Genomic DNA, 20,409 nt, shown 5'->3' on the forward strand with positions numbered 1-20,409 from the left:
CCACTTAGAAGATTCACCGAGAACCCAGAGGATACAGCTACGAAGGAGAGCCCAGATTGGTTGTTACGACCAGTGGTGATCGTCGATACCCTCGTAGTGTTTCAGGCGACTCTCAATCTCCCAGGCTTCCCAGCCACACTCGTGGTACAAGACATCGGCGAGGCTATCGAAGTTGCTCTTGTCGAGTTCGATACCACGATTGCCGCGATAGATGATATACGGCTCACTCCGGAGGTCTGCGTAGACCTCGCGCGCTGTTGGATAGTCGTCGCCAATAGCCGAGAGATTCAGCAGAGCGTCCTCTGTAATCGGTGTGCCCCATTTGTGTTTGGCAATCATCGTAGCCAAGAGGGCACATTTCACCGACGGCTTCTCCATAATCGAGCGATGAAGCCACTCGTATATAACACCTGTTAATGGTGATTAACGCTAGTGGAAATCCTTATACACGCGTAGAGCAGTTATCCCGTATGAGCAGTATGGACCACGCAGCCGACCGCGGGGAAAAGAAAGAACTCCGGAAGGAACACCCCAGCGGATGGCTCTACCTCACGCAGCACGATGCCATCCCGATTCTCGTCGACGCGTTGCTTGATCTCCCGCCGAACCGTGAGTTCAACAAAACCGAACTCGCAGAGCATGCAGGCGTTACGCGCCAGACGGTCGGCAACTATACCGACCTCTTACTCGAGGTCGAACTCATCGAAGTGGTTCCAGACACGTCCCCACGTCGATACCGAGTTGCGGACAGCGATGTCGTTCGAGAACTCTTCGAGCTGAACAGCGCGCTCAACAACGTCGGGAGCGAGTAAGACACCTCCGTTGCTGTCATGTCTGGATATTCGACACTCCTCCCGTAAAGGGTGAACTACTGGCTCAAATCGACCTGTGACCGACGGAGACACCAGCGGAGTGCTATGGCGCAGCAGTACTAGTGGTTCCGTTCGAACCAGTAAACGGGATATCGACCTCAAGGCCATCGTAGACCAATTTTGGCGTCTTCGCCTTCCCCGATCCGCCGCCTTCGAACTCGAGGACACCAATATCTGCCAGTTCGGAGAGATTCCGGTGAACTTGCTTGTAGTCGCAGTCTACCAGATCAGCGGCCTCGCGAATACTCGCGGGTTCGTGTTCAGAGATTGCCTCTAACAATTCCAGGTTCTTCGGGCTGAGGAGGCGATTGAGTTGGTCGTATGATTCGAAATTCAGTCTCGGTTGGACGTCCTCGAAGTTGTCGCCTTCCTGTGCGGCTTTGATACGACTGCGGGTTCGCCGATCGAGACGGTCGCGTTCGCCGATGGTGACTTTGAGCGTGGGCATAGTATGGTCCTCCGTCTGCCGGATGGTCACAGCAACACATAGCCGTCTTTGACATCCCGCCAGTCTTCGATGGTGGTGTAGGACGACATCCGCTACCCTATGGTATCAACTCCATAAGAATAAGCCTATGAACCTCTCTACATAGGAAGCGGGTGACGCGAGCTTGGTCGGTGCAAACTACTCCCGACGCTCACTCAGCAGTTCATCCGGGAGTTCGTCGACAGCTGCTGTCAGCTCTGCATGGCCTGCCTCAAGCACATCTCGCCCAGTTGGCGTGAGTGCGTATCGGCTCGTCCGCTTGTCCGGTATCAAATCGACCAGCCACCCCCGGTCAACCAGCTTGCTAAGGACGCGATACACCTGTTTGTCTGACACCGAGAGGTGCTGTTCGCCCACCGCATCAATCACTGCTCCGCCCCACATCGCCCAGTCCTCCTGTTCCATCTTACTGATCTCGGCGAGGATACGTCGCTCAGTTGCCGTCAGTGCGACCCACTCCTCCAGCGCCCCAGCGCCCTCGCCGTCGCTCAGTCGTGACTCACTCATCAATACTCTCTCCAACACGATTGCGACGCGTGCGTTCCCAGCATTGTGAGTGGCCGACAGACTGTGGCATCAACACGAACATCAGTACCAGCTGATAGCAGTTGAACATCCTAGTAGATTCCGGCACCGCATGACTGGGACTGATGACATCCCAAACAGAACTATACTCTAGTTCTGATATGTTGTACTCGCGGAAGATACTATGAGTGGACGCAGCAGGTCAGTCAATATGCACAGACTGGGCGGTTGGGGGGTCCCCCCTTCCGTTCCAGTTCCGGAAACGCGCGCGTACCGCTCACCGCAAAAACGTCACAACAATGTCGTCAGTGTCACTACCCAGCCAATATCTCCCCTTTCTGCCACCATCGACCGTACCTGACAGGGTTCGTATATATCCAGTACTGACTACTGCTCACAGTCGAGTCAGCGGGCTGTGGCAGCGGGCAGATCCACACGGGTCGTTACCGAAGGTATGCTGGTGAGGTCCACGGCGTACGCGCTCGAGTTCATCACACAGACGAGCGCGTGTATGAGAGCCCACGGATTTATTCTAGTCGCCTGTCAACTATTCTGCGATGACCACTGTGGCTCTCAGCACTGCAGTCGCTGGTGACAGGAACAAGCCGGCAGCTAGCTTCGACCACCACTGCAAGGCACTCGCCGATGAGAGAGGGCCCGCAATAGAATGCCACGAGGCAACTATCGGTACCAGCCAGCCACAGCTGCACACCCACTGATGTTGATAGGCGAAGATCCTGACGGCGACGGCTACACTGTTCGAACACAGCAAGGCCAGCCCATCGTCATCGGTCGACCGGCGCCGAGTCAATACCCCTCTGATGCCCACGAAATCCGTCAGCGCTTCAATATTCCCGCCTTCGATCCCGAAGCCTTCTATCGACGAACGGGGGCAGCCCTTTCTGGTGTCTATCCGGATATGCTCATCCATATCGAAGATGCAGCTGACGGGCCAGATACCGTCACCAGTCCGAAAGCCAGTCTCACGCTCATTGAGGCCCCGAAAGGCTCCGGGAAGTCCACTGCTATCGACCAGTTTGCCACGTACCAGATGGAACACAACGGCGAGCGAATTGTCCGCAACGGTCGTCAGCAGAGTTCAGACTGGCGTCGACTCCGCGACTGGACAACGCTCTGGTTACCAGAGGGGATTGATGTCAACGGCCGCTGGATGGAGGCTGTCGACCGCGACGCGCCCACTCCAGAGGAGCTGGTCCGGGCGGTGCGCTACTACACTGACGTGTTCGATCTCATCGAGCAGCTCCAGGACCATCCGAAAGGGACGTTCAATGTCGTCTATCCCGATCCGTTGTTCCGGGGCTGTGAAAGAGCAATGGCCATTCCGGATACGACGACCGAACAGCCGAAGTTCACGCCGCAGGGCGAAGACAAGCCGACTCCGGTTGTACACTGGTGGTTTGGGTTTCTCGCCGCCCGGACATTCCGCGGAACGCGGGTTGACAGCGATGGTGACCGGAATTGGATGACCGTCTATATCGATGAATTCGGAATGCTCGCCCCGGAATCCACGAGTGGTGGCGAGGCAGGCCATTGGACCTACGAGTGTGTCGAGATCATGTCAGACACCGCGAAGGAAATGCGGTCAGCCGGAGTGTCGCTCGTCGGCGCAGCCCATCACGAGGAAGATGTCCACAATCACTGGCTCAAGGAATTTGATTACTGGGTCGAGCTGAGTAACCGCGAGCGCCCGAATCGAACGACGAAGGCAGAAACACCCAAGCCCTTCCGAGGCCTCAAGCAAGATCAGAATCTCTTCGCGTCCCGGCCACCGGGCTATGGCCTCTGCTATACCGAAAGCCGGTTTTCCGAGTTCCAGTTCACTGACCTGGGCTATCCACATGAGACACCGGAGTTCCAGTTCCGGCTGAGTGTTCCTGAGTCTGCTGCTGAAGATGAGAGCGATGATGCCGTCCAGGTCGCGACCGATGAGGCTGGGCAGCCCACGATCGTCGAAGAGTATACCGCAGTCGATGGCGCCGTCCATGAGCTGCGTGTCCTCGCACCCGGAAGCGGGCTGATCGATATCGGTGGCGATGAACCGGAGATTGTCGAGTCGCCGTCGAGCCCATATCCGGACGGATCGTTCCCAGACAGCCCGCTGCGAGAGACGGCTGAGGGGTATGAACTCCTCTTTGAGCGGGCAGCGGGCGAGATCATCGTCGCTGCACGCGTCTCTCATCACTGAAACGATGCGACAGTGGACCGCAATCTGTCGAGGGCCCGGTTCGAGGCGAGTTGAAGGCTATTCAGCGATCAGGGCAGCAAACGCCTCGTCGTCGTGATGGTCGGTGCTTGACCCAGTCTGTGTGGTGGTCGGCTGTTCGCGGAGTTCCTCGAGCGTGACGTAGTCCTCGGAGTCTTCCTCGGATTCTGCCTCGTGGAAGACAGCCTCAACGGGCTCGTCGACGTCGGGACGGTGCACCAGCGGCGTCCCATCTCGATCGGCGTCGACGGCGGCGCCGTTCGCGATAGCGCCTTGCGTCGCACAGTTCCGGCAGGCATGGACCTCGTCATCATCGTTCCCAAACACACGTGCGTACTGTGCATCAACCGGTTCGCCACAATTCAGGCAGGAGACGGAGGTCACCATAGCACGGTATCGGCTGGCACGCCTAGTAAAGCACCAGCCCATTTTGACAGGTGTCAACGAATTGGTGTCAAAATGGGAGTGGTTTTTACGCTCGTCTTCACCGAACAGCAGGAGTGTGGCCATTCACTGGCGATGGTCGTGAAATATAATGCCAAGCATTAACAAACTCAATGTTCGCGGCAACTCCGGCATGGTAACGATTCCAAAAGACGAACTCGATATGTGTGGGCTGCTGGATGAAGATGGGACCCCCGATACCGAGATTCAATTCCTCGTCAAAATGGAACAGCCCGGCGAGTGGCGGATTTCTGTGCTCGACGAGTCGTGTGTCGACGATTCCTGGTACACTGGCGACACCCCCGAGACCGGTGTGCAGGTCGGTGCCGGTGGCGGAAGCCGGGGGTAGGATATTACATCTGATTTCGGTCGAATAGTTCACAGGCGACCGGAGGTCGCTACCGCAGACTTACTCAGCGTCCGGCCCAAAGAACGGCAGTGCGTCAAACACGCCGCGTTTGTCTGGCTCATCCTGTATTCGGACTTTGTAATCTGCCCACAGCGTGTTGAGAGCACCAATCATTGAACCACCGACAACCTGCAGTGTTGGGATGGCTGGCGTGCCAGCTTCCATTGTTACTGGATTGAAGTAGACACCCTGTTCAGCCATCTGTATCCCCATGATAACGAGCAGGGCCATCGAGACAAGAGTACCCTTCGCGAATCGGCGCGGTCGTACAATCTTAAGCTCACAGTCATCAGGCAGATACTCTGCTTTCTCTTTCTGAAGACGAGCTTTCGTCAGAGCACCAATAGCAACCGAGCACCATCCCAGAACGCTCGCAGCAGTCGTATGTGCAAACGTCTGCAGCGATGTCTGGCCTGTCGGGCCACGGTCGGGATCGACGTCGATATTGCCCAATTCATCAGCTGGTGTGATCTCCGCCGGGAAGGCTGCCTCCAGCGTCGGCCGCATATATCTGATGAATCATTCGTCTTTAGCTAAGACTCACACCTCGGTTGTGTAGCGGTAGCGAGCGTCTCTTGTAAGATCGGTCGTTGTTGGTGGATCTTCTGAGCATCCTCGATCAGCCGCTCCAGCAACGGCGGTGGCGAGTAGCCGAGGTACTCACCGAGTTCGTGGAGGATGAGCTGGGCGTGCGACCGGAAGGTCGCCGCCCAGCGTTCCGGCGGAAACACGATCTCATCGTCGGCCTGCTCGGTGACCAGATCCAACAACTCTCGGCTCACCAGCAGTGACAGCAACGCAGCGTATAGTAGAATTTTCACGACATCAGGGTTGTTCGTGTCGAATTCGTCCAGTTCGTACTGCGTTTTCAACTCACGGAACAACGTTTCTACCTCCCATCGACACCGATACAGCGTCGCTAGATCCGCCGGGAGAAACTCCTCTCTCGGCAGATTCGTGATGTACAGGTGGTAGTCGTCGGCGTCCTCGTTGCGGACGCCGACGACGCGAAACCGCTTCGTGTCCAGCGACCGAGTTCCCTCGTACTGGCCGCGCTTGAATTCTGCTTCCACCTCTACGTCGATGTACTTCCGCGAGAGATCATTGACCACGTCGTGGATCTGCTTGCCCTCCAAGGGAATGGCGCGGCCGCGCCATTCCCGTAATTCCGCCGTTATCACCGGATTTGCGTTCTGCTTCAGCCGACTCACAAAGTAGCCGTCGTTCTCGTCGATCAACGCAAAGCGGCGGTATTTGAAGTACGCCCGATCAAATAGAACCAGTCGTCCTTGCAGCCACGATCCCGTCTTGAACAGCGCGCTGTCGTGCGTTTTCTCATCAGTCACATCGATCCGTTCAATCGTCTGGTCGGTGGCGTTGTGGAGCAGGTGGAGCTTCGCTCCAGCCTGCTCCTCGTGGCGGGCTTGAAACTCATCAGAGAGGAACTCGTGCAACCGCAACACGGTTCCATCAGCGATCATCACGTCCCTGAATCGGTCGATATCAGCGTCAACAGCATCAGGGACAGCGACCTCGTCGAGCGCGGCCTCGACGAGGTCGCGGAGATACTCTGCAAGAGTAGGCGTCAACCGGTGATAGAAACCGCCAGAAGAGATCGGTTCGTCAGCTGTAGCGTTGTAGCAGCGTCTAAACCCAGCGAGTGTTCGGCTCTCGCCTGCGGCGAAGCCGAACACGAGCGCCCACACGAGGACAGGAATCTGAAGCTTGCCCTCTCGCTCGACCACGCCGAGTTCCTCGGCGTGCTCTTCGAGGAACTCGGAGGGAAACAGTGTAGTGAGCCGACGCATGATTCTCGACGAGGAGGTGTCAGTGTGCACAGCGGACTCCTCCTCATTCCTCTCGAAAAGTAGCCTCGATAAGCCGCTGCTGTCACGTGGTTCGTCTCTTAGCTAAAGACAGATGATCTGATGAATTGTTTGAACCACGGACTGTCACCGGCATAGGCCTCTGCGGCCACTTGGCCCGAGGAAGCCCCGCGCATTGAGGCAACATCGTCGGCTCGATCGAGCCACTCACTGTACGTTTCGATAAAACGAGTATACCAGAACTGCCGGAAGTGCTTCGGTGTCGGCTTATTTCCGTTTGGCAGCGTTGCGTCTGTCCGCTCGCCGATGGCTGCGATCTTGTCTCGTACCCACTGCGCTGACCGGGCACCATCGGCAGACCGGTCACTCGGGAGGATCGTACCGTCATACGATGGGTCCTGCTCCAGTGTCTCGAAGTACGACCGGACGAAATCGACACCGATGACCAGTGGCATCTGTCCCGGACCGTTCTTGCGGGCATCCGAGAAGGTCATGTGCGGTACCTCGGCATCGAGCACGAAGGCATCGCGATCTTCGTCCCCACAGATCGAACTTGGTCGGACGCCGTATCCCGCCAGCGCGAGTATCAGGAATTTCTCGACACGGGTTTCACAGGCCTCAAAATACGCTTTCACGAGATCAGTTGTCGCGGCGAATCCCGGTCCGTTGGTCGTTTCAGTCCAGCCGGATCGGTCGACCAGCGCTGTAATCGGCTCATGCTCAACGTACCCATCTTTGTACGAATCGTGCAGAAAGTCCCGAAACGTGGTGATGTAGTTAGATCGTGTCTGGCTATTCTCGAACTCGGTTTTCAGAGCTCGCATCAGGTGTTTTGCCCGCCGGACACAGACCGTCTGTTCACCACGGCCATACTTCAGCAGATTTCCGGTTCCGATGCACTGTTCAGACAGTTCCATGATGCGCCGGAGATGGGTTCGGGCGTCGCCGATGGATGTGCTATTGAGACGTTCACCCACGTCCTCGTGGTAGGCTAGCCAGTCCTCCAGACGCCTGATCAGCTCCCCATCAGAGCAAGGCCACTCTTTGTGCCGTTCATCGAATCCACACTCCTCAAGGAGGAACGTATCGGGTGTGTACCCGAGCTCACGAGCCCGGCGAAGAAACTGCCGATAGCCGTTCTCTCGGAGCCACTCGTGTGTGGGTTTTTGTGTGGGATCTAACCCCTGCTCAAGTCGTTTTTCACGAACCTCGGCAGGAAACCGCTCCCGCATATATTGTTCTGTCCACCTGCGTGGCATTACGAGAGACTCTAGCTGCTGGCTTACAAATGTCTACGGGAGGTTTCAGTCGTTGGCCAGTCCAAACCCATCGCAGTGGTGTCTCTGCGTCGTTGTGTTCTTCCCAAGAGAGAATCCGGAGACGGCAACACAATGGGGCATCTGTCTAGTTTGTCAGCCCCAATCCAAAGATAGCGCACAATCGGCAGACAGCGATAGGTTCAGCAGTGAGCGAGGCTGGTGTGGATTCCTCGTCCGGCGAGAACAACCAAGGCTACCCAAGGGGCGAGCCAACGGTCGACAGACGGAGCTTCAAAATAGCAGAAATGTGCTGGTATATCAGTTGGTATGAATGCAGCGAATCTATTCCTGAGCGCAGTGGTCCGGACTGGGATTGGTCAGCCATCATCGAAATCAAAAGTAGAATAAGGTATTTTCGGGCAGATCCAATAACCCCGAATATGGTAACGGTTAGGAAATACAAATGTCCTGACTGTGGATACACACGAACTGGGACTGTACACACTTCCGACGACTGTTATGGTGACATAATCAAGGTCGGGGACACGTGGCGGTGTGAGGTCTGCGGAACCGCTCCTACCGGGACTCTTAGTTGCGTCAAATGTGGGACAACGATCCCAGCAAGTAACAAATACGAAGTTGAACAGTAGGCAAGCCTATCGCTCACCTATTCCACCGTCTCTGGTAGATAAAAACCAGACGCACAACAACTGGTAAGAGGTCTCAACGTCTGACTTAGATATTATATCTACTAGTACGCTGTCAAATAGAGTCGATATTCTAAATGCCGTAAATATACAATTTCAGAGTATCTAACAGCTATTGACTGATTCGGTCGATACGTTTATCCTAGTTACTCGGTAAGTATCTGGCATGGCCAACACTATGGCTGCGGGCCGGAGTGTGATCAAGCGCGGCGGGACGTCTCTGTACCTGGGCATCAAGAGAGAGTGGCTGGCTGCGGCCGGGACTGAACCTGAGGGGGTCTTCCGGCTCGGCCTCCGTGATATCGAGAATTCGTCGATGACGGTGCGACTCCACATCGACCAGGACTATTGTGAAACGACACTGGGGCCGGGCGCATACGATATCGATATCGTCGACATCCAGACCGGCCTCCAGTGGTGCTTACCAGCCGATATCAGAAACAAGTACGGCATCACCAACCAATTCGTCTGGAACGCTGAGTTCACCGGTGAGCATATTGATTACGAGCTGGTCTCGCCGACGATTCAAGAGCAATATCAGCTTAGCTGAATCTGGCGGCACCCTTAACAGCAGCTACCAATGGCAGGCTGAACAGGGAAGGTGAACGCGCAGATGGTGCAAAAGAGGAGGCAGTGATTTATTTTGAGAGGGAACAACAGTGAGCCTGTGGAAGAAAAGCGAGCTGTTTCACCCGTTATTTCCGTTATTCTGATGGTCGCAATTGCAGTCATACTAGCCGCAACGATTGCCACGTTCGTACTTGGATTCGCAGAGGATGTCGATAATCCTGCGCCATCGGTCGGTCAGACAAGTGGTGAATTTGTTGCTGGCGGCGATCGTGACCAGCAGGTTGTTCGGATCACACACGTTGCCGGTGACAGCGTGGCCGTCGAGAACATCGAGATCATTGTTCGTGCGTCTGGCCCTGGTGTGGATACCGAGGCGCGGTTAGTGGATCTGCCGAGTACAGCTTCATCCAAGCTGTTGAATGAGAATATCGATGGAAACGATGACTTGATCGATCAGAGGTCGGGATCAACCAAGCTCATCGCTGATGATGGGACGGATGTCTGGTCGGCAGGAGAAACGATTGAATTCCGGGTGAATAGCGGGACAGCTGATTTCCGTGACGGTGAGACACCAGCAGCCAACGAGCTTGAAGTCGATATCGTCTATGTAGATAGCGAATCAAGCGCCACTCTGTTTGAGGAAACGTTTCGCCCATAATTAAGATATGTTGACGCATAAAGCCGGCAGCCGATGGAGACACGTGCTGCCCCCAGCATGATCGCTGACACGTCTCACTGCTTGTGGAAGTCATATACGCATTCAACGGACAGTCGTCAATTAGTCGTCTGCGACAGTCTGAGTAATCGATACCTGAGCGGTGTCGTAAGTCACCGACGGCGGCCCGATTCGAACCCCTGAGTGGTCCGAGTAAGATAGCTCTGAGTCCACAGCATGCGATGTAGTAGTTGCCTCGTGGCAATCGCTACAGAACGCCTCCAGGATGGGCCGCCATCGCGAGAGTCCCAGCTCGTCGAGAAGCTCCTTGTAGTCGAGATATCCGAGCTCGGCGTATTCGTCCGGCGGGATGTCCAGCAGCCCAGAGTCATAGACTGGGCCCAGCAGGATGTGCGACGGATGGCCGGCCGGTGATCCCGGGTACGGAGTGTCCTCGTGATATGGCTCGCTCACCGATGACGTCGACGACCACCACGGCTCCAGGTGTGCGACGAAGCCCTCGCCGGTATCTTCCACGAGGAAGAACGCCCGCAGCGTCTTGTGATGGCGGTTATAGGAACTCTCTGAAGTAATCTCGATGAGGTCCTGCCGGTCGAGTGGCTCGGTGCTCGCGAACAGTGCCGAGAGCATCCGTCGGGCTGCCGGCGGCAACGTTGGGAAGATCGCCTCGCTGGGGAGCGTGGCCAGCGCGGCCTCAACGGCGTCGACGTCGAGGCGGTCGGACACGCTATCACGCGATTCGAGGCTGTCGAGGGCATCTGCCACGAGGCAGGGGTCGGGGCCACGGTCGGCCGCCGCGAGCGCTGCTTCCAGACAGCGGGTGAGTCGGTCGAGATCCGCGCGATTGCCGTCATAGAACCCCTTGCGGTCGGCAATCTCCCGGACGAGCCCCCGGATGTGGCCGTGGGAATTGGCTTCCACCATCGGGATATCGAGGATGGCGGCGTCTTCGACGCCGGCGTCGACGCGCTCGCGAAGGCGAGTCGCTTCCTCGTCGACGGCCTCCTGGACGTCGGGCAAGAGGTCGGAGACGCCAGGGCCCGTGAAGACCCACGACGCCAGTAGGTCAGCAACGGGATCGGTGTCGTCGATATCGTATTCGGACCGCGCCCGGAGTTTCTGTGGGCGGTCCTCGATGCACATCCGATACCAGCTGTGGACGCCGTAGTCATCGCGATAGCCGGCCTGTTTGGTGATCGTGTAGCGAGCAAAATCGAGGAACTTCTCGTATTGATTCTCGTTACGCCGGAGCGCATCGGGATCGGGCAGTCGGATGTTGATGGTTACGTCGAGGCCGGCGGCGTCGTAGACGTTCATCGCGCTACAGAGCAGCCCGTGGAGGTCTCGCATCAGCTGGGCCTGCAGGCCGGAGTCGAGGTCGTCGAAGTCCCCAACTTGCGAGAGGAGCATGGACCGCACTGCGCCGATCCGTTCGCGCCAGTTGTCCAGATCTTCGAGTTCGTCACTGGAAAGCCAGCCGATTTGTTTGGCCTGAATGAGGACATCGTGGAGGTCGTTTTCGAACGTTTCGACGCCGTCGTGGGCCCGGTTCCACTGTTTCCCCAGTGCATCCGTATTTAATGCCTTACTGAGCATCCGATTGCTGAATAAGGCACCACACAGACGTCCCAGTGTTACGACGGGCCCGCCCCACTGCAGGATGACGAGCGCTTCGTCATCAAACGTCGAGATGTAGGACACGCGACCGTCGCCGTCGGGTGCGTCATCGTCGTCCGTCCAGTCGAGGATGTCCCCGTCGGCGAAGGTGACGCCGTCAACGCGTTTCGCGGCGGAAAACCGGCGGTGAAGAACCGGCGGTTCGACCTCGCGAGAGCCAGTGCGGTCGCCGAGCCACTGGACATAGCCAGACTCAGATGCGGAGCCGGTCGCGGCAAGCCACCGTTCGGCGGGGGGGTACCGGTCGCGCTTCTGGGCGGATACACTACACTTACGAGACCGTGAGGGGTGTCCGTAAGACGCCCCCGACAGCCGGGATTGGGACGGGTGGACAGGGTTACCCTCTCGGTCGACATACTGCTGTGCTGCTTCGCCGAGAGCGGTCAGCGAGACCTGATTCGAGGCGTGTGAGCGATCCACCGTGATGATGTCCTCGGCTTCGAGGAACGACACGTAGCGGTCGATGCTGCCGTCTGCATAGGCGATTGCGTCGTCTCGCTTGATAGCGCGAACGGAGCGCTCACCGTCAGTATCGAGATGTGCCAGCACAGTCAGCGGGCCTGTCTGGGACCGGTTGGTATCGACCCAGCCCCAGGCTTCCTCGTCCAGCTGGCCCTCGTCTGAGTCCTCGTCGACGTCCCCACCACGCCGGGAGGAGTATCCGGCCTCAGTAAGGAACGAGAAGCGCTCAGCCCATGCCGGGATGTCCGCTTCGTCATCGGCGTCGAGCGCCCGCAGCGTCAGCCGACGCACTCGCTGCCGGACTCCAGGCGACATCTGGAGGCGCACATCCAGAGCGTCGGCAAGGACATCCAACACCCGAAGGGCGCGTTTCACAGTCTCTCGGTCGGCTGCCGTCCAGGCCTCTCCGTCGAGAACGAACGTGACTGGCAGTGGCGTCTCGCGTTCAGCGTGCAGGGCGACTAACGAGTGTCGGAGTGCGTCGACGCCAGCGTTGAACGGCCCACGACTCGTGCCAGTAGTGGTGAGCGTTCGTTGAATCCGCTCGAATTGCTCGGTGCCTTTGAACCCGCGCTGGGCCCGATAACACTCGTTGTCCCACAGGAGCGCGTAGCGGGCCGCCGCGTCGAGGTAGGCGCGTGCCTCCTCGATAGCCCCGACAGAAGCGTCGGCCGCCTCGAGGCCAGCGACCTCTCCGGCGAGAACCTCTTGGACGAAGCGGGGCACCTCGTAGTTCGTCTGGCGCGGGTCCGAGGGGTCGGGTCCCTCTTCATGGAGAACTGCGAGGTCTTGGACACAGCGTGCCGTCATCGGGATGAGGTCCGCAAGGAGATCACCGAGCCACTCGGAGCTTTGTGGCGCCACATCATGGTAGGTGAGTCCGGTGATCGAGAGCTGACCCCGAAGGTCCAGTAGAGCAATTCCCGGTTCCTCCGCGGCGTCTGGATAGGCAGACCCGCGGAGCTGTGGTTTGTTCGCCACGTCGACGTCTACGTCGGGCCCGGAGTCCGGACGGGTTGTCGATGAATCAGACGTCGTCGACGTTGACGAAGACTCACCGCAGAGGTTATCGACGAGATCGTCGTCAAGACCCATCCCGTCGAGATACTCTCGATCGTCGATGACTGGATCGTCAGTAGCCTGGTCCCAGTACGCACGTAGGTCAGCATCCGACTCATCGCGGCGTGATGCAAGGATAGCCGACCGTCGCTGCGCTGCGACCTCCCTGTCAGCAGCCGACGCGAGTGAACGGAGGTGCTCCCGGCTGTGAGTCCGGCCACAGGTTGGACAGCAGGCTTTCGAGTCCCTTGACTCGTCGATGATCCAGAGTGCCGAACAGTCTGAACAGCCGACGACGTGGAACGTCATGGCATCCCTCCTGGGAACCCTCTCTGGGTGGAGTTTCGCCCAGTGGAGAGCGACAGCTCTCCCCGTGGCGCTCCCGAGAGGGGCTGAAGCGTACCGGTCAGTGTGTAGTCTGCGGCTTGCATCTTCGTATCAGCGGCTCACGACGGTCTAGCGGCTCTCTGGCGACACGAGAGGCCCAAACAAGAGCGCAGAGATAGCTCTCGCTGTTCGGGCACAACGTTTATTCTATCTCGGTCAGAAACAGTAGGTGAGAACTGTTGGTTCGTCACCTTCTCAGCCGAGGTCGGTGGCACGACCCCGGCATCCCGTTCCTCACCGATTAGCGGTGAGTGTCTTCTCTGTGCTTGATGTTGAATCGGTTTGGTCGGCTGTGTGTTAAATACGTCGGCTATTGCAACAGGTCGCGTCAGACGCGCGTCTGACGGGTTATAGGCCCTCATTGGGCCACCTCCGCGCTGGCCTGCATCCGCAGGCGTTCAGTCGCACTCTCGCTGCGGGCGTGTTCCTCAAGGACGATCACGTCGCCCGATCGAGGCCACACCTCCACGACAGCGACGAGATCGCCGTCGACGATGGTCGACCGGTTGACGGCGCCGAGATCACAGATGAGTGCCCATGGCGATGCAAGTGCCTCTTTGCCGTTGCCTTCGTCATCAGGGTGCCATTCAAGTATCGAGCCCTGCTGGTTGCGACGAGCACGAACCCGGAGGCGAACTGGCTCAGTCATCCATCTCTTCATCTTGGGCCTCATCCTCGTCGAAGACGATCCGCTCACGCCGGGCGAAGCGCTGCTCGATATCGGGCCATCCTCAGTCTTAGGCTTACGAGCTGGCTCACCCACGGCGGCGACCGCGTCGGCGTCGAGCCAGCGGTTCTCGAGTGATCGGCGACCGTCGACACCGTCGTGAGTGCCACGCCCCGTCATCGTTCGACCACCGCCCGGCGCTCGATGACAACGTCATGCGCGTAGTCACCGCGGCGGTACTGGTCGTAGTAGTTCTCGATGGTGGGGAACTCGGTCGTCCACTCGGTGTAGTGTTCAAGATCACCGACCATGTAGCGGAGCCGCCACTGATCGGTTTCTGTCGACGTTGTCTCGGTCGCAGTACCCGGCGAGGGGTCAGCGCGGGCCATTAGGCATCCCCTCCTTCGAAGGGGTCGGGACGGCTGCTATCGCGTTCAACTAGCGCACACTCTGTGAGCGGAACGGTGAACGACAGCAGCTCGTTAGTCCGGCCGATGGCCTGCGCCAGTTGCTGGCGTGTAGCCGTGTCGGGTTCGGACGCCCGCAACCGCTGGAGTGTTTCTGTTGCGAGGTCGGCCAGCAAGATGCCCGTGACGTGCTCGTCAGTCTGTCGACAGACCAGCAACAGCGGTTCACTGTCGGTGGTCGTGATGGCGACGATCTCGCCAGCAGTTGGGCGAGTAGTCATTGGCCGACCTCCGGCTGAGATGGGTGCCCGATGTGTTGCTGGCAGCGTCGTCCCGACCCGCGGTGTGATAATTGTCGGCCAAAATGACTTTTACAGATTGTGACCAATCGAGCGGATAGGTTCCGAAGTCCAGCTTGCTGGTCAGTACGCCTTCTCGATGGGCTTGGCCGGACTAGGTTCGGAACCAGTCGGTGCAGGCGACGACGCCGAATGGTGGCCGACGCGCTCGCTACACTGAACGTCCCCCCTGGCCGGCCACCATTCCGCCGCCGACCGAATACTGTCGTTGCTGTTGGATTTCTTGCTGTGTCTGTGCGACTGTTGGCACATAGCGTGTCCAGCGTGTGTGTTTGGAGCTGGACAATCTGGAATGTATCCGATGACATAGCGTAAGTGTTTTGTCTGGTGAATGTCTTTCTATACAATGGGTTCTGGTCCCCGCTACGGATCCCCCTGATAGCCAGTTGCGCTACCGCGAGCTTCGGGTTCAGAACCCGTCGTCGTGGATGACGACTTCGAATGGTGCACACGCCACTTCCCCCCACACACCCACTTCCTTCCGGCTGCCCACCATTCTCGTTCCGTGGCTGTCCTTGATGGCGAGACGACAGTCTACGGGACGGCGACATCGCTGATCGCTGCCACCAGGCTCGAATGTACTGAGTTCTATCACGTTGCTGGCGTGCGATTGTGCGACTATCGGAAGCGTTTTGACTGGGACTCGTCGCATGTCCTGATGGGCTCTGGGTCCCACGCAGTATTCCCAAACGACTCAATCGGTCACCCAAGTAGTCCGGGTCCAGAGCCCGTCGCCGATTTCGGCGATCCTGGATGGGTTGCGACACGCCATTTGCCCATGGCTGTCGCCCATTCTGTTGTCGGATCACCTGCCAGCGGCTTCGAACACGCCCGCCAGCGGCGTCTGCGATTCCATAAAAACTATCAACTACAGCACTGCTATCAGACGACAGGTTCTGCCCCGCGCTCCATGTTTCCCCGATAGCCGCTTGACGAAGCGAATGTGTTGGGTGCAGGACCTGTCGCCGGGAACGGCGATGTTGGGTGGTGCGAGGCACGCCGGGGTCTCCCGGCTGCCCACCATTCTGCGGTGCACAGTTCGAGACCCCTGTCGCCGTCAGGCGATGCTGGTCGGTGTGCTTATTCCGAGAACAATATTGTAGCAAACCGACAGACACCGCGGGGATATCGCAGCCGTTTTTACCAGCACCCGTGTCAGCGGCAGGTGGGTCTTGGCCCCTGTCCACTCGCGTTGGATGTGTCCATCCCCCTGATTGTAGCAGGGTCGGAGCTCGTTGCCGATCTCGGATGGTGGCTTCCACCCCACTTCCCACACCCCCAGGATACCCACCATTCCGTTGCTGTAGACAGGAAAGTCGTCGCACCCGCTGGTGGCTATCTGCGTGACGGTCACGGTCCAGCGCCGCGTTGGAACCTGACTGTCCGAAGAGTCGGGCGGCCAGAAGTGTGTCGCTGTGTCGCAGGGCTGAAATAGAATTATTACTGGGCAGTTCATACGAGAAAAACGGGTTCTGATTGCCGCCACAGGCTGGGCCACATCGCGGCGTCACTCTGGCCGGGCCGTGTGCGGGGCAAAGAACCCGCTTGTGCCTCTGACATTTGGGTGGCACAGCAGGTGCCCAGTGCCACCCGGCCTCCGCTTTCCGGCAGCCAAATAAAAACTGCGTGGTATGTTTCTCGGCTTGTCTGCCCGGAACGAACGTCACTGCCGTCCCTCCCCAGCAACGGGTCGGGGGTAGATCACACGGGCGTGTCTCCGATATTACCACCCATCCTATCGGTTGGTTCAGTCCCAGAAATCGCTTCTCTGGACGCTGCTGGATGTGTTCTGCTCCAAAAGTGAATCGTAAATTACATTTGTCATTGCCACTTACACGAGAAGTGCCAGCACAAAGTTGTCCACTTTGTCCTGGATACTTGTCAGAGGCACGAGAGCTGGTCCGTCGTCGCGGGCGGCGGCGGACTACCTTCCAACTCGGACTTTGAGGGAGTCCCTGCGAGTAACTGTTTTGTGTGAGATGTCCGTATATTCCAGTAGGGTACCAGTCGGTCATCACCTGCCCAGTGATTGTGTGCCTCTGACAACACCGACCGACTGGGTCCCCGTCTTTGCCCGCTGAGCGACGGCGTTGCGTGAGTTGTTGGGGCATTACTGCGCACCTCCAGTGACGGGTCGAGGCAGTTCACACAGGCCGGCGAGTGTTTCGGCCTGTCGGTAGAGCGTGTCTTGGCCGGCGTCAGTCAGCGTATACACGTTGGTGCGGGCGTCGAGCTCGTCGCGGCTGACGAGGCCACTGTCGACGAGCTGGTCGAGATTCTGGTAGAGACGGCTGTGGTTGATCGGGCCGGCGTAGCGCTCGTCGAGGTAGTCCTTGAGCGCGAGGCCATACGGATCGTCCTCAACGGCGGCAATGGCCTCCAGGAGATCGCGCTGGAAACCGGTGAGGTCGTGGTAGGTCGTCATCGGTCGCCTCCCGGCTCGTCGGCGTCGGTGTCGACCCGCCGCAGCGTCGCTGGCTCGGGCTGGTAGCAGTCACCTTGCACCAGTAGATCCAGTAAGGCTGTCAGCGCCCGCTTGGCCCCGTACTCCCGGGCGAGCGTGTCCAGTACGTTGCCGGCAGACGCGCCGTGGCTGTCTTCGCTGGTGGCGATTACATCGAGCGCGTGGCTGCGGATTGCGGGCTCGGCGTGGGTCTCGACAACGAAGCCGTCCGTGTTCCGGAGGTACGTACTGACGGCGGCCAGCCGTTCGAGTTCGTCGTCGGCGAGGGCGGGTTCGGCGGCCTGCAGGACGGTGTCGAGTCGGGTGGCCGCCGCTGTGTGCGAGGGGATGGTGGTGCCGCCGTCGGTGACGACCAGATCGTGGCCGGTGACGATAGCCAGTGACCGGGCGGCCTGGGTGATGGCGTCCTGGCCGCGGTCAGTCAGGGCGTAGGTCCCGTCGGTGGTGGTGACCAGCTCGTCGCCTTCGAGCTCGGCGAGGGCGTCCGTGACGCGGGCGTCGTCGAGGGTGGCTTCGCGTCGGGTTTCGACGGCGATCTGGAGGGCGTCGGCGGTGGCCGCGCGGTCGTAGTGGTCGTGGTCGGCAATCGCTTTCAGGAGGTCCCGCTGGAGGGCGGTGCAGGTGTGCCAGGCGGTCATGCTCTCCCTCCGGCGAGGGGCGTGGTTGGCGAGCGATGCGACTCTTCGTGGGTGGGCTTGCAAACGGTCATGGGTTCGATGGGACGCTGTGTGCGAGAGTAGGCGTCGCCTATCTCAGACTGTTACACCGGACTGCCAAATAAGTTTCTGCGCATAATCTAATTCATTGGTATGTATTTTTAAGCCGGTGATTACTTTGCCAAGACAGTGCCATTGAAGAGCAATGGCTGGTCGTCCGAAGGACGTCTCCGACGACGAAATCCTACAAGAAGTCGCACTTGCCCCTGGACCAATAGTGACTGCGCCGGAACTAGCAGACCGGCTAGACATGTCTGGAACGGGTGTAAACAAGCGCTTGGATCAGTTGGTCGACGATGGGTACCTTCATGAGCGCCAGGTGGGTGCAAATGCTATTGTCTACTGGCTCACTGACGAAGGTCGCGTTCGGGTAGCAGAAGCTTAGCCGGCAACCCACCAGACCTTTGCACAGGCACCCACGTCTTTTGTTTCCACTTTTTCCTGGTCCCTCATCTCGTGAAGCCTGTCCAGAATCGCACCATTTGATACTCCGAACTCGTCTGCTATCTCCTTAGCGGTGCAGAAGGGCCGATCATGCGATTTCATGTAAGAGAGTACTTCTTGATTCGAGAACGTTCTTGGACGAGGGGACATGTCTTATAACCGTATTTAGTTTCTTCGTATGTAAAAATTTATGTCCGACGAGATACACAGTTTAGAATAGGAACACACGCGCTGCTGGTCGATTTCTCACGAAATCGCCCCGGTGCTTGGAACACCGAGGCGCGTGGTTCCGTGGAGAACCAATGGCAACTACGCAATCCAATCCACAAGAACGTACCGCACGCGAACTACTCACCCAAGGCCGCCCGCTCTTCCTTGGCGTCGACGGCGAGGATACTGCCCACTACTGGGATAGCTACGAGTTCGCCGTGGCTGTTGTGATGGCTGACGGTGAGGCAGAGAAGGTTGTGCTCGCCGAGACGCCCTTCGAGACGCTTGCAGAGTGGTGTGAATATACTCGTAGCGAGCGCGGGTGGGATATCGGCCCGCACGTCGGTGGGTCGCTCGTCGGCGATCTCGTTCGAGGTGTTGAGGCGTGAGCTGCACTGTCGAAGAGCGCAAGCGGGTGCGACGGGCTGCGAGGGCGATTCAAGAGGAAGTGGCGACTGAGTCCGTGGATGTGCTTGCGCCGAGTGCGAGTCAGTATGGTGAATGGACGCTTGATGCCGTGCTTCGGGATGCTGAGGGTGTGCCGCCAGAGGTGTTACGTGAGCTGGCGCTGGCTGGGTTGACGCTGCAGCCGACGCCGTCGCAGGCTGAGTTTCAGCACGTGGCAGCGACGGTGTAGGACGGTGATGGCTATTTTCATCGACCCCCCGGGGGTTGCGGGGGTATTGGCGGTCGACGAAAATAGTGAAGTGAAACCAGGCTAGAAATAGGCTGTGTCCCGGGAATCGGGCATGGTTTCAGACGGACCCTTGGGCGGTTGAAGTCTGTTCGGTGTCTTCGTGGGCGCGTGCGTCGGGATCGGTTTCAGACGGACCCTTGGGCGGTTGAAGTAAATCCTTCGCCGCACTCTTTGCATAGATGCACTCGTTTCAGACGGACCCTTGGGCGGTTGAAGTGAGGGAGACGCCGACGACCAGGAGGCTATCCTGCCGTTTCAGACGGACCCTTGGGCGGTTGAAGTCGAGCTCTTGCATGGTCAGAACAGAAAGTCGCGAACGGTTTCAGACGGACCCTTGGGCGGTTGAAGTGACCCCCGCACTTTCGCAAGGGGCCGCTTAGTGTAAGGTTTCAGACGGACCCTTGGGCGGTTGAAGTTCAGACAGGAGTACCTCGCCGAGTTCCTCGACGACACGGGTTTCAGACGGACCCTTGGGCGGTTGAAGTCGCGGGTCTGGCTCGATGGCGACGACATCGACATCATGTTTCAGACGGACCCTTGGGCGGTTGAAGTAGTCGGAATGTGCGTCTTGCTCCCGTCGTCGTTGATGGTTTCAGACGGACCCTTGGGCGGTTGAAGTGGCCAAGACCTCGCGGCGGAACTCACACAGTACGTCGTTTCAGACGGACCCTTGGGCGGTTGAAGTGAAGTCCACCGTATCACTGGACCGCGAAGTTCGGAAAGTTTCAGACGGACCCTTGGGCGGTTGAAGTCGACTGAAAGAGTTGTGCGTGTCGAATCATGAGCGTTTCAGACGGACCCTTGGGCGGTTGAAGTCCCCGCCGGTACTGCGGGGGCTCCAGCGAGTCGTCTAGTTTCAGA

22 protein-coding genes and 1 CRISPR repeat array (1 of these 23 running past the window's edge) are annotated in these 20,409 nt (G+C 58.5%); of the genes, 8 read left to right on the top strand and 14 right to left on the bottom strand.

The annotated features are described in order from the left end of the window. Positions 1 to 63: 63 nt before the first annotated feature. Complete coding sequence (locus tag RR_RS00675) at positions 64 to 378, bottom strand: hypothetical protein (RefSeq protein ID WP_011222244.1); 315 nt, start codon at positions 376 to 378, stop codon at positions 64 to 66. A 92-nt stretch (positions 379 to 470) separates the two neighbouring features. On the opposite strand from RR_RS00675, the gene RR_RS00680 reads away from it, so the two are divergent. Continuing rightward, the gene (locus RR_RS00680) at positions 471 to 812 is read left to right on the top strand and encodes a hypothetical protein (protein ID WP_007189745.1); all 342 of its coding nucleotides are present in this window, start codon (positions 471 to 473) and stop codon (positions 810 to 812) included. A gap of 103 nt (positions 813 to 915) precedes the next feature. Here RR_RS00680 and RR_RS00685 read toward each other — a convergent pair whose 3' ends face one another. Both RR_RS00685 and RR_RS00690 read right to left on the bottom strand, forming a co-directional pair. Then, complete coding sequence (locus RR_RS00685; protein ID WP_011222246.1) at positions 916 to 1,320, bottom strand: transcriptional regulator; 405 nt, start codon at positions 1,318 to 1,320, stop codon at positions 916 to 918. A gap of 177 nt (positions 1,321 to 1,497) precedes the next feature. Continuing rightward, the gene (locus tag RR_RS00690) at positions 1,498 to 1,866 is read right to left on the bottom strand and encodes a helix-turn-helix transcriptional regulator (protein WP_011222247.1); all 369 of its coding nucleotides are present in this window, start codon (positions 1,864 to 1,866) and stop codon (positions 1,498 to 1,500) included. Between the two features lie 736 nt (positions 1,867 to 2,602). Here RR_RS00690 and RR_RS00695 point away from each other — a divergent pair. Continuing rightward, positions 2,603 to 4,090, top strand: a complete 1,488-nt coding sequence (locus tag RR_RS00695; RefSeq protein ID WP_232508501.1) for a hypothetical protein — start codon at positions 2,603 to 2,605, stop codon at positions 4,088 to 4,090. Positions 4,091 to 4,147: 57 nt separating this feature from the next. Here RR_RS00695 and RR_RS00700 read toward each other — a convergent pair whose 3' ends face one another. Continuing rightward, entirely contained in the window at positions 4,148 to 4,495 is a 348-nt protein-coding gene (locus tag RR_RS00700; protein ID WP_049938431.1) for a DUF7563 family protein, read from the bottom strand. Positions 4,496 to 4,643: 148 nt separating this feature from the next. Here RR_RS00700 and RR_RS00705 point away from each other — a divergent pair, with 148 nt between their 5' ends. Then, positions 4,644 to 4,901, top strand: coding sequence for a hypothetical protein (locus RR_RS00705; RefSeq protein ID WP_004966314.1), 258 nt, complete (start codon positions 4,644 to 4,646; stop codon positions 4,899 to 4,901). Between the two features lie 60 nt (positions 4,902 to 4,961). Here the strand turns inward: RR_RS00705 and RR_RS00710 are convergent, their stop codons facing one another. The 3 genes from RR_RS00710 to RR_RS00720 form a co-directional block, all read right to left on the bottom strand. Further along, positions 4,962 to 5,468 carry a hypothetical protein gene (locus tag RR_RS00710; protein WP_011222251.1) on the bottom strand — a complete coding sequence of 169 codons (507 nt, stop codon included), beginning with the start codon at positions 5,466 to 5,468 and terminating at the stop codon, positions 4,962 to 4,964. A 26-nt stretch (positions 5,469 to 5,494) separates the two neighbouring features. Then, positions 5,495 to 6,769, bottom strand: coding sequence for an IS4-like element ISHma1 family transposase (locus RR_RS00715; protein WP_011222252.1), 1,275 nt, complete (start codon positions 6,767 to 6,769; stop codon positions 5,495 to 5,497). A gap of 98 nt (positions 6,770 to 6,867) precedes the next feature. Then, positions 6,868 to 8,046: a hypothetical protein gene (locus RR_RS00720; RefSeq protein ID WP_011222253.1), complete on the bottom strand. Its 1,179-nt coding sequence runs from the start codon at positions 8,044 to 8,046 to the stop codon at positions 6,868 to 6,870. Between the two features lie 873 nt (positions 8,047 to 8,919). On the opposite strand from RR_RS00720, the gene RR_RS00725 reads away from it, so the two are divergent. Both RR_RS00725 and RR_RS00730 read left to right on the top strand, forming a co-directional pair. Then, positions 8,920 to 9,303 (top strand): hypothetical protein, encoded by a 384-nt coding sequence (locus tag RR_RS00725; protein WP_011222254.1) that lies wholly within the window; start codon positions 8,920 to 8,922, stop codon positions 9,301 to 9,303. 162 nt (positions 9,304 to 9,465) lie between these two features. Then, positions 9,466 to 9,981 carry a type IV pilin gene (locus tag RR_RS00730; protein ID WP_011222255.1) on the top strand — a complete coding sequence of 172 codons (516 nt, stop codon included), beginning with the start codon at positions 9,466 to 9,468 and terminating at the stop codon, positions 9,979 to 9,981. A gap of 120 nt (positions 9,982 to 10,101) precedes the next feature. Here the strand turns inward: RR_RS00730 and RR_RS00735 are convergent, their stop codons facing one another. The 6 genes from RR_RS00735 to RR_RS00765 form a co-directional block, all read right to left on the bottom strand. Then, on the bottom strand, positions 10,102 to 13,506 hold the full coding sequence (locus tag RR_RS00735; RefSeq protein WP_011222256.1) for a DUF5817 domain-containing protein: 3,405 nt from the start codon (positions 13,504 to 13,506) through the stop codon (positions 10,102 to 10,104). Between the two features lie 436 nt (positions 13,507 to 13,942). Further along, entirely contained in the window at positions 13,943 to 14,233 is a 291-nt protein-coding gene (locus tag RR_RS21760; RefSeq protein ID WP_049938435.1) for a hypothetical protein, read from the bottom strand. A 194-nt stretch (positions 14,234 to 14,427) separates the two neighbouring features. Continuing rightward, the gene (locus RR_RS00745) at positions 14,428 to 14,640 is read right to left on the bottom strand and encodes a hypothetical protein (RefSeq protein WP_011222258.1); all 213 of its coding nucleotides are present in this window, start codon (positions 14,638 to 14,640) and stop codon (positions 14,428 to 14,430) included. Further along, on the bottom strand, positions 14,640 to 14,939 hold the full coding sequence (locus tag RR_RS00750; protein ID WP_011222259.1) for a hypothetical protein: 300 nt from the start codon (positions 14,937 to 14,939) through the stop codon (positions 14,640 to 14,642). Before RR_RS00750 ends, RR_RS00745 begins: the two co-directional genes overlap by 1 nt. A 2,188-nt stretch (positions 14,940 to 17,127) precedes the next feature. Beyond that, positions 17,128 to 17,442 (bottom strand): PadR family transcriptional regulator, encoded by a 315-nt coding sequence (locus tag RR_RS00760; protein WP_011222261.1) that lies wholly within the window; start codon positions 17,440 to 17,442, stop codon positions 17,128 to 17,130. Beyond that, complete coding sequence (locus RR_RS00765; protein ID WP_011222262.1) at positions 17,439 to 18,119, bottom strand: hypothetical protein; 681 nt, start codon at positions 18,117 to 18,119, stop codon at positions 17,439 to 17,441. The genes RR_RS00760 and RR_RS00765 overlap by 4 nt, the downstream gene beginning before the upstream one ends. A 223-nt stretch (positions 18,120 to 18,342) precedes the next feature. Here RR_RS00765 and RR_RS23100 point away from each other — a divergent pair, with 223 nt between their 5' ends. Further along, positions 18,343 to 18,582 (top strand): MarR family transcriptional regulator, encoded by a 240-nt coding sequence (locus RR_RS23100; RefSeq protein ID WP_011222263.1) that lies wholly within the window; start codon positions 18,343 to 18,345, stop codon positions 18,580 to 18,582. Here the strand turns inward: RR_RS23100 and RR_RS22185 are convergent. After that, complete coding sequence (locus tag RR_RS22185) at positions 18,579 to 18,743, bottom strand: hypothetical protein (protein ID WP_171814222.1); 165 nt, start codon at positions 18,741 to 18,743, stop codon at positions 18,579 to 18,581. The two genes, RR_RS23100 and RR_RS22185, sit on opposite strands and share 4 nt — an antisense overlap. A gap of 200 nt (positions 18,744 to 18,943) precedes the next feature. Between RR_RS22185 and RR_RS00775 the strand changes: the two genes are divergently transcribed. Both RR_RS00775 and RR_RS00780 read left to right on the top strand, forming a co-directional pair. Next, positions 18,944 to 19,240 carry a hypothetical protein gene (locus tag RR_RS00775; protein WP_011222264.1) on the top strand — a complete coding sequence of 99 codons (297 nt, stop codon included), beginning with the start codon at positions 18,944 to 18,946 and terminating at the stop codon, positions 19,238 to 19,240. Beyond that, positions 19,237 to 19,488 (top strand): hypothetical protein, encoded by a 252-nt coding sequence (locus RR_RS00780; RefSeq protein WP_049938439.1) that lies wholly within the window; start codon positions 19,237 to 19,239, stop codon positions 19,486 to 19,488. Before RR_RS00775 ends, RR_RS00780 begins: the two co-directional genes overlap by 4 nt. Positions 19,489 to 19,603: 115 nt before the next feature. Beyond that, positions 19,604 to 20,409: a CRISPR direct-repeat array (repeat unit 30 nt; unit sequence GTTTCAGACGGACCCTTGGGCGGTTGAAGT) (it continues 878 nt past the right edge of the window).

It is taken from the genome of Haloarcula marismortui ATCC 43049 (assembly GCF_000011085.1).
Lineage (GTDB): Archaea > Halobacteriota > Halobacteria > Halobacteriales > Haloarculaceae > Haloarcula > Haloarcula marismortui.